This window comes from Anaerotignum lactatifermentans DSM 14214 (assembly GCF_900142265.1).
GTDB classification, from domain to species: Bacteria; Bacillota; Clostridia; order Lachnospirales; family Anaerotignaceae; genus Anaerotignum; species Anaerotignum lactatifermentans.
In genome coordinates this window covers 1-12,481 of the sequence record NZ_FRAH01000086.1, presented here as the reverse complement: position 1 = coordinate 12,481, position 12,481 = coordinate 1, and the positions used below count along the sequence as shown (strand labels likewise).

18 protein-coding genes are annotated in these 12,481 nt (G+C 44.8%); 15 read left to right on the top strand and 3 right to left on the bottom strand.

The annotated features are described in order from the left end of the window. The 6 genes from BUB35_RS16070 to BUB35_RS16045 form a co-directional block, all read left to right on the top strand. Positions 1-206: transposase (locus BUB35_RS16070; protein ID WP_200777568.1), on the top strand; the 206-nt coding region annotated here is incomplete at its 5' end. A 534-nt stretch (positions 207-740) separates the two neighbouring features. Continuing rightward, positions 741-2,090 carry an NADP-specific glutamate dehydrogenase gene (gene gdhA, locus BUB35_RS16065; RefSeq protein ID WP_072853403.1) on the top strand — a complete coding sequence of 450 codons (1,350 nt, stop codon included), beginning with the start codon at positions 741-743 and terminating at the stop codon, positions 2,088-2,090. Positions 2,091-2,269: 179 nt separating this feature from the next. Then, the gene (locus BUB35_RS16060) at positions 2,270-2,767 is read left to right on the top strand and encodes an RNA polymerase sigma factor (protein WP_072853401.1); all 498 of its coding nucleotides are present in this window, start codon (positions 2,270-2,272) and stop codon (positions 2,765-2,767) included. Continuing rightward, positions 2,764-3,690, top strand: coding sequence for a DUF3298 domain-containing protein (locus tag BUB35_RS16055; RefSeq protein WP_072853399.1), 927 nt, complete (start codon positions 2,764-2,766; stop codon positions 3,688-3,690). Before BUB35_RS16060 ends, BUB35_RS16055 begins: the two co-directional genes overlap by 4 nt. Before the next feature lie 73 nt (positions 3,691-3,763). Next, complete coding sequence (locus BUB35_RS16050; protein WP_072853397.1) at positions 3,764-4,477, top strand: RsiV family protein; 714 nt, start codon at positions 3,764-3,766, stop codon at positions 4,475-4,477. 223 nt (positions 4,478-4,700) lie between these two features. After that, on the top strand, positions 4,701-5,609 hold the full coding sequence (locus BUB35_RS16045) for a hypothetical protein (RefSeq protein WP_072853395.1): 909 nt from the start codon (positions 4,701-4,703) through the stop codon (positions 5,607-5,609). A gap of 151 nt (positions 5,610-5,760) precedes the next feature. Here the strand turns inward: BUB35_RS16045 and BUB35_RS16040 are convergent, their stop codons facing one another. Both BUB35_RS16040 and BUB35_RS16035 read right to left on the bottom strand, forming a co-directional pair. Further along, complete coding sequence (locus tag BUB35_RS16040; protein WP_054330413.1) at positions 5,761-5,931, bottom strand: DUF362 domain-containing protein; 171 nt, start codon at positions 5,929-5,931, stop codon at positions 5,761-5,763. 195 nt (positions 5,932-6,126) lie between these two features. Beyond that, positions 6,127-6,666 carry a gamma carbonic anhydrase family protein gene (locus BUB35_RS16035; RefSeq protein ID WP_072853393.1) on the bottom strand — a complete coding sequence of 180 codons (540 nt, stop codon included), beginning with the start codon at positions 6,664-6,666 and terminating at the stop codon, positions 6,127-6,129. A gap of 128 nt (positions 6,667-6,794) precedes the next feature. On the opposite strand from BUB35_RS16035, the gene BUB35_RS16030 reads away from it, so the two are divergent. From BUB35_RS16030 to rplA, 9 genes are all read left to right on the top strand, one after another. Continuing rightward, positions 6,795-7,724, top strand: coding sequence for a metal ABC transporter substrate-binding protein (locus tag BUB35_RS16030; RefSeq protein ID WP_159432907.1), 930 nt, complete (start codon positions 6,795-6,797; stop codon positions 7,722-7,724). Between the two features lie 54 nt (positions 7,725-7,778). Beyond that, on the top strand, positions 7,779-8,498 hold the full coding sequence (locus tag BUB35_RS16025) for a metal ABC transporter ATP-binding protein (RefSeq protein ID WP_407394468.1): 720 nt from the start codon (positions 7,779-7,781) through the stop codon (positions 8,496-8,498). After that, positions 8,495-9,331: a metal ABC transporter permease gene (locus BUB35_RS16020; RefSeq protein WP_072853387.1), complete on the top strand. Its 837-nt coding sequence runs from the start codon at positions 8,495-8,497 to the stop codon at positions 9,329-9,331. Before BUB35_RS16025 ends, BUB35_RS16020 begins: the two co-directional genes overlap by 4 nt. A gap of 87 nt (positions 9,332-9,418) precedes the next feature. Next, the gene (locus BUB35_RS16015) at positions 9,419-9,670 is read left to right on the top strand and encodes a TIGR03905 family TSCPD domain-containing protein (protein WP_072853385.1); all 252 of its coding nucleotides are present in this window, start codon (positions 9,419-9,421) and stop codon (positions 9,668-9,670) included. 142 nt (positions 9,671-9,812) lie between these two features. Then, positions 9,813-9,977 (top strand): 50S ribosomal protein L33, encoded by a 165-nt coding sequence (rpmG, locus tag BUB35_RS16010; protein ID WP_272872617.1) that lies wholly within the window; start codon positions 9,813-9,815, stop codon positions 9,975-9,977. 32 nt (positions 9,978-10,009) lie between these two features. Continuing rightward, positions 10,010-10,279 (top strand): preprotein translocase subunit SecE, encoded by a 270-nt coding sequence (gene secE, locus BUB35_RS16005; RefSeq protein ID WP_084730747.1) that lies wholly within the window; start codon positions 10,010-10,012, stop codon positions 10,277-10,279. Positions 10,280-10,306: 27 nt separating this feature from the next. Continuing rightward, the gene (gene nusG / locus BUB35_RS16000; protein WP_082381268.1) at positions 10,307-10,867 is read left to right on the top strand and encodes a transcription termination/antitermination protein NusG; all 561 of its coding nucleotides are present in this window, start codon (positions 10,307-10,309) and stop codon (positions 10,865-10,867) included. 82 nt (positions 10,868-10,949) lie between these two features. After that, positions 10,950-11,375 (top strand): 50S ribosomal protein L11, encoded by a 426-nt coding sequence (gene rplK / locus BUB35_RS15995; RefSeq protein WP_072853383.1) that lies wholly within the window; start codon positions 10,950-10,952, stop codon positions 11,373-11,375. 74 nt (positions 11,376-11,449) lie between these two features. Further along, on the top strand, positions 11,450-12,145 hold the full coding sequence (gene rplA, locus BUB35_RS15990; RefSeq protein ID WP_072853381.1) for a 50S ribosomal protein L1: 696 nt from the start codon (positions 11,450-11,452) through the stop codon (positions 12,143-12,145). A 20-nt stretch (positions 12,146-12,165) separates the two neighbouring features. Here rplA and BUB35_RS15985 read toward each other — a convergent pair. Next, on the bottom strand, positions 12,166-12,481 hold a 316-nt coding region (locus BUB35_RS15985; protein WP_072853379.1), incomplete at its 5' end, for an integrase core domain-containing protein.

Sequence of the window (12,481 nt, the reverse complement as noted above, 5' to 3'; positions counted from 1 at the left end):
TGATGATATTTGATCGGCATGCAAATCTAAAATATAAATATGGGAGAAGAAATTTCTGGGCAAGAGGATATTTTGTTGACACAGTAGGGCGAAATGAAAAGGTGATAAAAGAGTACATAAAAAATCAGTTGGAAGAAGATTATATGGTAGATCAGATTTCATTAAAAGAGTATACAGACCCGTTTACGGGTAATAGAGGAGAATAAGGCGAAAAAAGACAGCCACTTTTAGTGGCTGCCTGTAATCGTAATGCGATGCCAAATCTTCAATATTCCCTTTTAGGGAATCAGCACGTAATACCCCTTCTAGGGGTTGTTCAAACCACTAGTTTACTAGTGGTTTTGATTTGCAAAGGGATAGTTCGGATTTCTTTTCCCATTGGCAAAATAGGCTTTGTGCAAATTGTTCGATTTTATCCAAAAAATCATTGTTAAAACTATGCCAAAATTTACGGAATTTTTAAAGATGACGAAAAAAGAAGAGAAAACGTTTTTTTGCATAATTTTTTAATGGAAATTTTGTGGAAAAATAAAGACAATTCTTCAAAAAAATGCTACACATCCATAAAAAGTGTGCTATAATAAGAGACGTAAGAGAGCCAAAAAACTTTCCGGGTTTGTTCAAAACGTTGGAAAGAAGGGGCTTTTTCATCTTCACTGTTTCTCATTGAGAAACAAAAAAGCGGGTTTTCCGCAAAAACTCAGTTAAAGAAAAGACAAAATGTAGGAGGTCATTGAGTTATGAACGCTTATATCGAACGCGTAATTGAACAGGTTAAAAAACGTGACGCACATGAACCTGAATTCATCCAGACAGTAGAAGAAGTATTCTCTTCTATCGAAAAAGAAGTAGAACAGCATCCCGAATATGAAAAAATGGGTCTGCTGGAAAGACTGGTTGAACCTGAAAGACAGATCTCTTTCAGAGTAACATGGGTTGACGATGCTGGTAAAGTACAGGTTAACCGTGGTTTCAGAGTACAGTTCAACTCCGCTATTGGTCCTTACAAAGGTGGTCTGAGATTCCATCCCACAGTATACTCTGGCGTAGTTAAATTCCTGGGCTTTGAACAGATCTTCAAAAACTCCCTGACTGGTCTGCCTATCGGCGGCGGCAAAGGTGGTTCCGACTTCGATCCCACAGGCAAATCCGATATGGAAATCATGAGATTCTGCCAGGCATTCATGACAGAACTGTACAGACACATTGGTCCCGACGTTGACGTTCCCGCTGGTGACATCGGTGTTGGCGGCAGAGAAATCGGCTTCCTGTATGGTCAGTATAAGAGAATCAAAGGCTGCTGGGAAAATGGTGTCCTGACTGGTAAAGGTCTGGAATACGGCGGTTCCCTGTTCAGACCCGAAGCTACAGGCTACGGCGCTACATACTATGTAAACGAAGTTCTGAAACATGAAGGCGACACATTCGAAGGCAAAACAGTTGCTATGTCCGGTTTCGGTAACGTTGCTTGGGGTATCGCAATGAAAGTTGCTCAGCTGGGTGGTAAAGTTGTTACACTGTCCGGTCCTGACGGCTACTGCTACGATCCCGAAGGTATCACAACAGAAGAAAAATTCAACTACATGCTGGAAATGAGAAACTCCGGCAGAAACCGTGCTCAGGACTATGCTGATAAATTCGGCGTTGAATTCTTCCCTAAACAGAAACCTTGGGGTCAGAAAGTTGATATCTGCATGCCCGCTGCATACCAGAACGAACTGGATGTTCCTGAAATCGAACAGATCATCGCTAACGGCACAAAATACTACATCGAAGTTGCTAACATGCCTACAACAAACGCAGGTCTGGCAAGAGCTATGGCTGAACCCGGCATGATCGTTGCTCCTTCTAAAGCTGTTAACGCTGGTGGTGTAGCAGTTTCCGCTCTGGAAATGGCTCAGAACTCCATGAGATACAGCTGGGATGGCGCTGAAGTTGACGCTAAACTGGTTGGCATCATGAAAAACATCCATGCAATGTCCGTTGAAGCAGCAGAAGCAGCTGGTCTGGGTTACAACCTGGTAGCTGGTGCTAACATCGCAGGCTTCAAGAAAGTTGCAGCTGCTATGATGGCTCAGGGTCTGGTATAATTCGAACAGAATATATCAAACACAATGGCTTAAAAACCAATTCCCCGAAGGGTTTATCCCTTCGGGGTTTTTTATGCAAAAAATTTTTTATTTTTTTTGCTTTTTTTCAGACTTTTTCAAGGGGTGAATCGTCTATATAACAGAAAGGAAAACAAGCGCAGGCGATGGAGGTATGAAGTATGAGCCAAAATCAAAAAGAGGCGTTGGCTGCGTACCTGGTAGCCAACCAGGAAAAATTTTACCGCCTTGCTTTTTCATATGTACGCAGTCAGGAAGCGGCGTTGGATATTGTGCAGAACGCCGTGGTGAAGGGACTGGAACATGCAGAAAGCATTCGGGAAATGGCATATATCAAGACTTGGTTTTACCGGATTTTAGTGAACGAAAGTCTTTCTTATATGAAAAAATATGGACGGGAAGTACCCTTGGAACCAGAACAGATGCGGGAAATTCCCGATGGATCAAAGGAGGAATGGCAGGAAGAGAGTGAAATGTACCAAGCGGTCATGGGGCTGCCGGAGGAGATGAAAACGGTGGTTGTGCTGCGGTTTTATGAGGACATGACATTGGCAGAGATCGCTGAGGTAACAGGCATCAGCCTGAGCCAAGTGAAATATCGGCTATACACGGGACTGGAAAAACTGCGGCAGCAATGTTATGGGGAGGTGGCAACATGAAGGCAAAAGATTTGGAGGAACGGCTGCTGGATACCAAAAAGATTTACGAGCAGATTGAGATTCCAGCCGAATTAAATGAGAGAATGCGGCTGGCATTAGGTGAGATGAGCAAAGAAACAGAACAGAAAGATGAAAAAGTAGAAGTGATTCAGACAAGACGAGATGGGAAAAGGGTGAGTCATATGAAGAGAAGATGGAATTGGAAAAAAACAACAGGCTTGGTAGCAGCATGTGCGGTATTTTGCTTTACAGCTGGATTGAATATCAGCCCCACATTTGCCACCGATATGCAGGCAAATCCCGTTTTGGGCGGCATCTCCCGGGTACTCACATTCCGCAGTTATGAAATATCCGATGGGGACAAGACCATTTCCACAGAAATTCCACAGGTGGATGGTGCGGAAGAAGGATATTCCAAAGATGTCAATGAACAAATTCAGAAGATCGTAGCGGATTACGAAGCGAAGGCTGCGGAAGACATCGAAGCCTACAAAGAAGCTTTTCTGGCAACAGGCGGCACAGAAGAAGAATTTGAGGCAAAAAATATCAAAGTCAATGTGGATTATGAAGTGAAATGCGAAACAGAAGATACTCTCTCTTTGGTACTGACTGGATATGAAGACTGGAACGCATCCACAGTGGTAACAGAATATTACAACATCAATCTGAAAGACAACAGCGAAATCACACTGGAAGATCTGCTGGGACCTGATTATATCAACATCGCCAATGAAAGCATCAAGGCACAAATCGATGCAGACAGCAGCGGACTGTATTTCGATGAAGAAATGGGCGGTTTTACCACCATTACACCGGAAACAAACTTCTATATCAACAAAGCAGGCAATCCTGTCATCGTTTTCCAGAAATACGAAATTGCAGCGGGGGCTGCAGGGATGCCAGAATTTGAAATCACAAAATAAATTTACAGAATGAAAAGAATAGGGCAGTAATGAAGAGTTTAGAAATAGAAAGATCAGAGGAAAGGTGATTGAGATGAAAAAATATTGGAATTGGAAAAAAACAACTGGTTTGATGATGGCATGTGCGGTAATTTGCGGCACAACAGGCACTGCATTGGCAGAAGAAAAACAGGATGACAAGGCTTCTGCTGTGGAAACAGTACGCACCTATGAAGGTGATGAGGGAGACATGAAACTTCGCATCAATGTACCACAGGTAGCAGGAAAAGATGGTTATGCGGCAGAAATCAATGATGAAATTCTGCACCTGACAACAGATTACGAAGCGAGAGCGGATTGGGAAGTTGCTCAGTACAAAGAAGCTTTTTTGGCAACGGGCGGTACGGAAAAAGAATTTGACGATAAGGACATTCAGGTGTATGTGGACTATGATGTAAAGTCTGAAACAAAAGACCAGGTATCCTTTGTCCTGAAAGCATATAATAATATGGTCAGCGCTGATTATATTTATGAATGCTACAATGTGGATCTGAAAGATAACAGCGAAATCACACTGGAAGAACTGCTGGGACCTGATTATATTGACATTGCCAACGAAAGCATCAAAGAACAGATCGCTGCAGACGACAGCGGGCTGTACTTCGATGAAGAAATGGGCGGTTTTACCACTATTACACCGGAAACAAAATTCTATATCAATGAAGCAGGCAATCCCGTCATCGTTTTCCAGAAATATGAAATCGCTGCAGGTGCAGCAGGTATGCCGGAGTTTGAAATCGTAAAATAACGGATTTGTGTTGCAACGCGCAGAGAAGCAGAACCATTGTTTCTCTGCGCTTTTGCAAAACAAAAAATATCTCAAGGATTTACAAGAAAATCTTACAAAAGAAGTGTGTTTGCGTACAAATGTATTTTCTTTGCTATAATGAAAAAAAGGAATTTATGATCGGGGCATCAGTCTGAGAGATTAGATGAGCGTTTCAGTAACGAAGTAAAAGGAGGATGTTACTATGAAGAAGATGAGAAACATTTTTGCAGCAGCAATGGCGCTGGTAATGGCGGCAACCATGGCAGGCTGCACCACACAGCAGGCTCCAGAAACAGAACAGACAAATACAGCTCAGACAGAAGAACCAAACATGCGGACAGTATTGCAGCTGGGCGCTTCCCGGTATGAAGTTTCTTTCCGCGTTCCCTCTGATTTGGCAGAATATTTGAGTTTGACCACATTCCCGGAGGACACTGCGGCAGCCAATATTCTCTTTACCAAAGGTGATCAGGATGGGAATATTGGAAGATTGGTGATTTATGACGCGGCAGAATATGATGCGCTGAAAAATGAAAATCTGCCACTGGAAACAGAAATACTGCGGGATGAGGAAAATGGCGTTGTACTGGCTTATAATGGTCCGCAGGATTCCGTATTTGAACCGGGTACAGAAGAAGCAAATTTGGTGCAGCAGTATCAGAATGCGGCACAGGACATTCTGGGCAGTCTGAAACTGGAAAAAATCAGTGGTCTGCCGGCAGAACCCAATATGGATACGGTATTACAGCTGGGGGAACAGCGTTACGCCATCTCCTTCAGTGTGCCGGATAATCTGGTGGAATATCTGAGTTTTGAACCTTATTCCGAATATGATAATGCTGCGACCATTCAGTTCAAAAAAGGCGACAAGGTAGGTAACATTGGCAGTATTGTACTGTATACTACCAGCGAATATGATGATCTGAAGATCCAGGAAGTACCCCTGGAAACAGAAGTGCTGCGGGATGAAGAAAAGGGCTTTGTACTGGCTTACGCAGGTATGCAGGATTCCGTATTTGAACCGGGCACAGAAGAAGCGGATTTGGTATTGCAGTATCACAATGCATTGGCGGATGTGCTGAAAACCATCAAAGTGGAAAAAAGCGCTTGATGGGAATCAATGAGAAAGCAAATGTATAGAACATTTTATGAAATTGGACTTTAAATAAAAAAAGAGCACGGAATCAATGGAATTTGATTTCGTGCTTATTTTTTGGGAAACAAAAAAAGTGAGTTTGCACTCACTTTTTTTATAGTTGAAATTATTCAGCTTTGATTGCGCCTGTAGGACAAGCACCAGCACATGTACCGCAGTCGATACATTCAGCAGCGTTGATTTCGTAAACGCCACCAGCTTCGTGGATGCAACCTGTAGGACATTCGCCAGCGCAAGCGCCGCAACCGATGCATTCGGGTCCGATTTTGTGAGCCATTGGATACACCTCCTTTATCATTCTACAAGCCTATTTTATATCAAAAGTTCGTATTGTGCAAGGAATATTTACGAAATTTGGTATAAAAATAGATGCATCAGGAAACAAAGGGGCAGGATGTACCGGAAAATGGGCATTTGCAGCATAAAACCATTTGATATAATTTTTCAGAAATTGGCTTTATGGGTACAAAAGTCAGTCCAAACGCCCTTCTTTTGCTAAGGCTGCATCTTGTGCTTCCAGATCTTGTTTGTAGAGCTGATACTCTGCGGCAGATTCTCGGATTTCTTCGTACTCTGCCTGCGTAATGGGGCGTACAATCCGAGCAGGGAAACCGTAGACCATGCTGCCGGGCGGAACAATCATTTTGCGGGGAATGAGCGCACCTGCACCAATGAAGCTGTTTTCGCCAATGACAGCGCCGTCCTGTACGATGGCACCCATGCCTACCAATACGTTATCGCAGATGGTGCAGGCGTGGATAATGGCGTTATGTCCGATGGTGACACCGCTGCCGATGATGCAGTCTCTGTCCCATTCCATATGAATGGTGCTGTTTTCCTGCAGATTGGTGTTATCGCCAATGACCACCTTATGGCGTTCGCCGCGGATGACAACGCCAGGATAGGCAATGACGTTTTCGCCTAATACCACATCGCCGATGATGGTGGCAGTGGGAAAGATGTAACAGGAATCTGGTATTTGTGGTGTATGGTTTTGAAACTTGCGTATCATAAAAATCCTCCGGTCATTTGTGATGCATACTTTTATCATACCAGAAAAAAACGGCTTGACAAGTGGGAACAAAGGGCATACAATCATTTTGCAACTGAATTGCATTTAGAATGGAGAGGAGATGCCATATGAAGAAGATATTGGCTTTTTGTTTGGCTGCGGCAATGGTTTTGGGCGGCTGCGGCAATGGTAGTGAAAATACAACAGAAGAAACAGCACAGGCAGACGGCTTGACCGTTGTGACAAGTTTTTATCCCGTTTATCTGCTGGCAGCAAATGTGACAGATGGCGTGGAAGGCGTGACACTGAAAAATATGACACAGCCCCAGACAGGCTGCCTTCACGACTATGAACTGACAACAGAAGATATGAAAACACTGGAAGGCGCAGACGTGCTGCTCATCAACGGTCTGGGCATGGAAAGCTTTCTGGATAAGGTCATGGGGCAGTATCCTGACTTGTTTATCGTAGATACATCTACTGGTTCTGTGACACTGGCTGGTGACGACCACGGTCACGCCCATGAAGGGGAAGAAGAAACTGATGAAGAAGAAGTGAACGCACATATCTGGCTGAATCCTTCCAATGGGGTGAAGCAGGCAGAAGTGATTTGTGACGCCCTTTCTCAGGCAGACCCTACAAATGCAGACAAGTATGCGGCAAATACAGCTACTTTTGCGGAAAGCGTGGAAAGCGTCATTGCACAGGCAGAAGCCATCCAAGCGGCACCGGGCACAGAAGTGGCAGTATTCCATGAAGGCTTCCCTTATCTGACAGAGCTGTGCGGTCTGGAAGTGGGCGTTGGCATTTATGCTGACGAAAATGAAGAACCTTCTGCAAAAGAAATGGCAGAAGCGGCTGAAGAAATCAAAGAGGACGGCATCAAACTGCTGTTGGCAGCAGACGATGCAGGTATGAAATATGCAGAAACACTGGCGGCGGAAACAGGGGCAACGGTGGTAGAACTGAACCCCATCACTTCCGGTGAACTGAACAAAGACGTATATCGTCTGGGAATGGAACGGAATTTGCAGATTTTGGCAGATGCATTGTCATAAGAAACGAAAGAAGGAACGAACATGCAGACACACAACAGCTGTGGGCTATGCAGCATTACCTTAAAAGACATACAGGTGGTCAGCGGACAGGATACCCTGCTGGATAACATCAATTTGCAGTTTCACTGCGGGGAGCTGACAGCACTTATTGGAAAAAATGGTGCAGGCAAAACTACATTATTAAAAGCCATTTTGGGAGAACGCCCTTATAAAGGAGAAATTTCCTATCAGGACCACCATGGGGCAAAAATCATACAGCCGAAAATTGGCTATGTGCCTCAGCAGATGGATTTTGACCGTTCTACGCCTGTGAGCGTTTCAGACTTTATGGCTGCGGCAAGGGGCAAAAGCCCTGTATGGTGGAAAATCGGGAAAAGCGAAAAGAAACAGATTCAGGAAATGCTGGAAGATATGAACTGCGCCTATCTGGCAGACAGAAGACTTGGCGCTCTCAGCGGCGGGGAACTGCAAAGAGTTCTGCTGGCGCTGGCAACCAATCCGGTGCCAGACCTGCTTATTCTGGACGAACCTGTTTCCGGTGTGGATATGGCAGGGCTGGATTTGTTTTATCATCGGGTAACAGAATTGCGGGACAAATACCACATGGCAATCCTGCTGGTGTCCCACGATTTGAGTTTGATTCGTCGATATGCGGATAAAGTCGTTCTGTTGGACAAAACAGTCATTGCACAGGGGGATGCCGATGAGGTATACGCAACAGAGGCATTCCGCAGTGTGTTTGGCTATCTGGAAAAAGAGGAGGGGGAAGCATGAGCGTCATTTATGGATTTCTGGAAAGCCTTCCTCTTTCCATGTTTCAATATGATTTTATGAAGAATGCCTTTCTGGCGGCAGTGCTTATCGCGCCGCTTTTTGCCCTGTTGGGTACCATGGCGGTAAACAACAAAATGGCGTTTTTCTCCGATGCCCTTGGACACAGTGCTTTTACAGGCATTGGGCTGGGAGTGCTTTTAGGGCTGGATAATCCCATCCTTGCCATGCTGGCATTCGGGATTTTCCTGAGTTTGGTCATTACAAAGGTAAAAGCCGCTAATATGGCTTCTTCTGATACCATCATCAGTGTGTTTTCTTCCTCAGCTATGGCACTGGGTATCGTGATTCTGTCAGGAAGCGGCGGCTTTAGTAAGTATTCCTCTTATCTGATTGGGGACATCCTGACTGTAAGCCAGACAGATCTGCTGGTACTGCTGCTGGTACTCATTGGGGTATATGTGCTCTGGGCAGTGTTTTACAATCAGTTGCTTCTGCTGAGCATCAACCGTTCTCTGGCTGCCAGCCGTGGTGTAAGAGTGGTGTTGATGGAAAACATCTTCGTTATTATGGTGGCTGTGGCGGTTATGGTATCTATCCGCGCCATCGGTATTCTGATGATTAACTCTCTGCTGATTCTGCCTGCGGCTGCCGCAAGAAACGTCACACGCAGCGCAAGAGGGTATCACTGGCTGACAACGGTGTTTGGTCTGGTATCTGCCCTGGCAGGGCTGACTATTTCTTACTACGGAGATACTTCCGCAGGGGCAACTATGGTGCTGACAGCGGCGGTGCTGTTTTTGATTACATATCCCATTGGAAAATACAGGAAATAAAAGGCTCATTTATTGCAATTTCAGGCAAAGTGTGATATGCTGTTTTTTAGCGTTTTAGAGAGAATTTTGTAGAAAGAAGGAGAAAACATGCATATCACATATGAACCCAAGGGCATCTGTGCCAGAAAAGTGGAATTTGACATTGAAGACGGCGTTGTGAAAAACATTTCTTTCCTGGGCGGCTGTGACGGCAACCACAAAGGTCTGGCTGCTCTGGCAGAAGGCATGACACCGGAGGAAGCTGCAAAAAGACTGCGCGGCATCACTTGCGGTCCCAGAGATACCAGCTGTCCTGACCAGCTTGCCATCGCTCTGGAAGATTTTTTGAAAAATCAGTAAAAAAATGTGCCAAATTTTGAGAAAACGGCAGAAAATCAATGTTTTTTCGAAATTTATGGTTGACAGCAAAAAGGACTTGTGATATTCTGTTAGGGAAAAGGACGCAAGTCTTTTTTTTATGCAAAAAAGTGAAAATCATCAAATGGAGGTGGAAGTCTTGAGAACACGGATTACCTTAGCTTGTACTGAGTGCAAACAGAGAAACTACAGCACAACCAAAGACAAGAGAGTTATGCCTGACAGAATGGAAATCAAAAAGTATTGTAAGTTCTGCAAAGCCCATACATTACACAAGGAAACGAAGTAATTGAGGCTACTCCCAAAAAGGAAGTGAAGCGTATGGAAGAAAAGAACATGACAAGCCCAAATGAAACGAAGGAAGTTAAAAAAGTAACGCCGAAGCAGTCCAAGCACAGCGAAGGCAAAGAACGTGACGGCTTTGCAGATTACAAGGCTGAGTTCAAAAAGATCGTTTGGCCCGGTCGCGTGGATATCGTCAAAAGCACGGCAACGGTCATCGTAACATCCTTGATTGTGGGTGTCATCATTACTTGCATGGATACGGTATTTTCCGCAGGGTATGACACGCTGATCAATCTTTTAGGTTAAGGAAACGACGAGAAAAAGGATGGTTGTATGTCTGAAGAAATCAACAAGCCGGAAGAAATGAACACAAACACATCTGCCGAATCCAAGTGGTATGTTGTGCATACCTATTCCGGTTATGAAAACAAGGTAAAGGCGAATATCGAGAAAACCGTGGAAAACAGAGGTATGCAGCATCTCATCCATGAGGTGAGCGTGCCTTTGCAGGATGTTGTGGAAATCAAAGACGGTCAGAAAAAGACTGTACAGCGCAAAGTATTCCCTGGCTATGTACTTCTGAAGATGATCATGACAGATGAAACATGGTACATCGTCAGAAATACCAGAGGGGTAACAAGCTTTGTAGGTCCCGGCTCCAAACCCGTACCACTGACAGATGCGGAAGTATATGCTATGGGCATTGGCGGCGAAGTGGAAAACCTGAATGTAGAACTGGGGGATTCCGTTCGCGTTGCCAGCGGTCCTTTCGCAAATTCCGTTGGTGTGATTCAGGAAATCAACACAAACAAACGGACGGTGGTCGTAAGTCTTTCCATCTTTGGCAGAGAAACACCGGTAGAACTTGATTTCGCTCAGATTGACAAGATTTAACAGTTGACAGAAGAAGGCGGCTTATGTCGCCGGTGGGAGGGAAAATCCCCGCTAATTACCACATTTATAGGAGGTGCCACTCATGGCAAAAAAAGTAACAGGTTATATCAAATTGCAGATTCCCGCAGCGAAAGCAACTCCCGCTCCTCCTGTTGGTCCCGCTCTGGGTCAGCATGGTGTGAACATCATGGGTTTCTGTAAAGAATTCAATGAAAAAACAGCTTCTCAGGCAGGTCTGATCATTCCTGTTGTTATCACAGTTTACCAGGACAGAAGCTATACATTTATCACAAAGACACCCCCCGCAGCAGTTCTGCTGAAAAAAGCAGCTGGTATCGAATCCGGTTCTGGTGTGCCTAACAAAACAAAAGTTGCAAAAGTTCCCAAGGCAGAAGTAATGAAAATTGCTGAACTGAAAATGCCTGACCTGAATGCAGCTAGCGTTGAAGCAGCATACAGCATGATCTGCGGTACAGCAAGAAGCATGGGTATCGTTGTAGAAGAATAAGACAAGACAGACGGCATTAGCCGGTACAGTGGGAGGGAATTCTCCCGATATTACCACATAAGGAGGTCACGAAAGTGAAAAGAGGAAAAAAATATGTTGAAGCTGCGAAACTGGTAGACAGAGCAGCTCTCTATGATACAGCAGAAGCTATCGATCTGGTGCAGAAAACTTCCACAACAAAGTTTGATGCAACTGTAGAAGCACATATTCGTTTGGGCGTTGACAGCAGACATGCTGATCAGCAGGTTCGTGGTGCAGTCGTTCTTCCCCACGGCACAGGTAAAACAGTTCGTGTATTGGTATTCGCAAAAGGCGACAAAGCTGAAGAAGCTCTGGCAGCTGGTGCGGATTTCGTAGGAGCAGAGGATCTGATCCCCAAAATCCAGAATGAAAACTGGTTCGGTTTTGACGTTGCAGTAGCAACACCCGATATGATGGGCGTTGTTGGTCGTCTGGGTCGTGTACTGGGTCCCAAAGGCTTGATGCCTAACCCCAAAGCTGGTACAGTTACAATGGACGTAACAAAAGCAATCAACGACATCAAAGCTGGTAAAATCGAATACCGTCTGGATAAAACAAACATCATCCATGTTCCTGTAGGTAAGGTATCTTTCGGTTCCGAGAAGTTGACAGAAAACTTCCAGACTCTGATGAGTGCAATTATAAAAGCAAAACCCGCTGCTGCGAAAGGTCAGTACCTGAAGAGCGTTGTACTGACAACAACAATGGGTCCCGGCGTGAAAGTAAACGCTGCAAAAATTTCCGAATAATCTCTAAGAGTGTGGGTTTGTCAAACATATGTTACACCCTCCTTAATAAATTCCTTCAGGACAGTCTGTGGGGATTTCCAACCCAGAGGTCTCATAGGGAACAGATTATAGTCCCTACGGTTATAGACTTGGAGCTGCCTGGAAAAGTCCTCAAAGGAATAAAAGGTATGGGTGGCATAAAACCGCTCGTTATCCTTCCGGTGGCTGCGTTCCACTTTCCCGTTATGACGGGGTGTGAAAGGACGGATCAGTTTATGACGGATTCCATGCTCCTTTAGAGTTCGCTGAAAAGCTGTTAAGGTCACCTGTCCGGGAGTTGAGAATCGCTTTGTGAAT

What these genes read in the sequence shown, in the direction of transcription:
- rpmG (WP_272872617.1), top strand. Translation starts at nt 9,813, where the DNA reads ATGGAGGTGGAAGTCTTGAGAACACGGATTACCTTAGCTTGTACTGAG.
- gdhA (WP_072853403.1), top strand. Translation starts at nt 741, where the DNA reads ATGAACGCTTATATCGAACGCGTAATTGAACAGGTTAAAAAACGTGAC.
- rplK (WP_072853383.1), top strand. Translation starts at nt 10,950, where the DNA reads ATGGCAAAAAAAGTAACAGGTTATATCAAATTGCAGATTCCCGCAGCG.
- BUB35_RS16030 (WP_159432907.1), top strand. Translation starts at nt 6,795, where the DNA reads ATGAAGAAGATATTGGCTTTTTGTTTGGCTGCGGCAATGGTTTTGGGC.
- BUB35_RS16015 (WP_072853385.1), top strand. Translation starts at nt 9,419, where the DNA reads ATGCATATCACATATGAACCCAAGGGCATCTGTGCCAGAAAAGTGGAA.
- BUB35_RS16050 (WP_072853397.1), top strand. Translation starts at nt 3,764, where the DNA reads ATGAAAAAATATTGGAATTGGAAAAAAACAACTGGTTTGATGATGGCA.
- nusG (WP_082381268.1), top strand. Translation starts at nt 10,307, where the DNA reads ATGTCTGAAGAAATCAACAAGCCGGAAGAAATGAACACAAACACATCT.
- BUB35_RS16060 (WP_072853401.1), top strand. Translation starts at nt 2,270, where the DNA reads ATGAGCCAAAATCAAAAAGAGGCGTTGGCTGCGTACCTGGTAGCCAAC.
- BUB35_RS16045 (WP_072853395.1), top strand. Translation starts at nt 4,701, where the DNA reads ATGAAGAAGATGAGAAACATTTTTGCAGCAGCAATGGCGCTGGTAATG.
- BUB35_RS16040 (WP_054330413.1), bottom strand. Translation starts at nt 5,931, where the DNA reads ATGGCTCACAAAATCGGACCCGAATGCATCGGTTGCGGCGCTTGCGCT.
- BUB35_RS16055 (WP_072853399.1), top strand. Translation starts at nt 2,764, where the DNA reads ATGAAGGCAAAAGATTTGGAGGAACGGCTGCTGGATACCAAAAAGATT.
- BUB35_RS16035 (WP_072853393.1), bottom strand. Translation starts at nt 6,666, where the DNA reads ATGATACGCAAGTTTCAAAACCATACACCACAAATACCAGATTCCTGT.
- secE (WP_084730747.1), top strand. Translation starts at nt 10,010, where the DNA reads ATGGAAGAAAAGAACATGACAAGCCCAAATGAAACGAAGGAAGTTAAA.
- BUB35_RS16020 (WP_072853387.1), top strand. Translation starts at nt 8,495, where the DNA reads ATGAGCGTCATTTATGGATTTCTGGAAAGCCTTCCTCTTTCCATGTTT.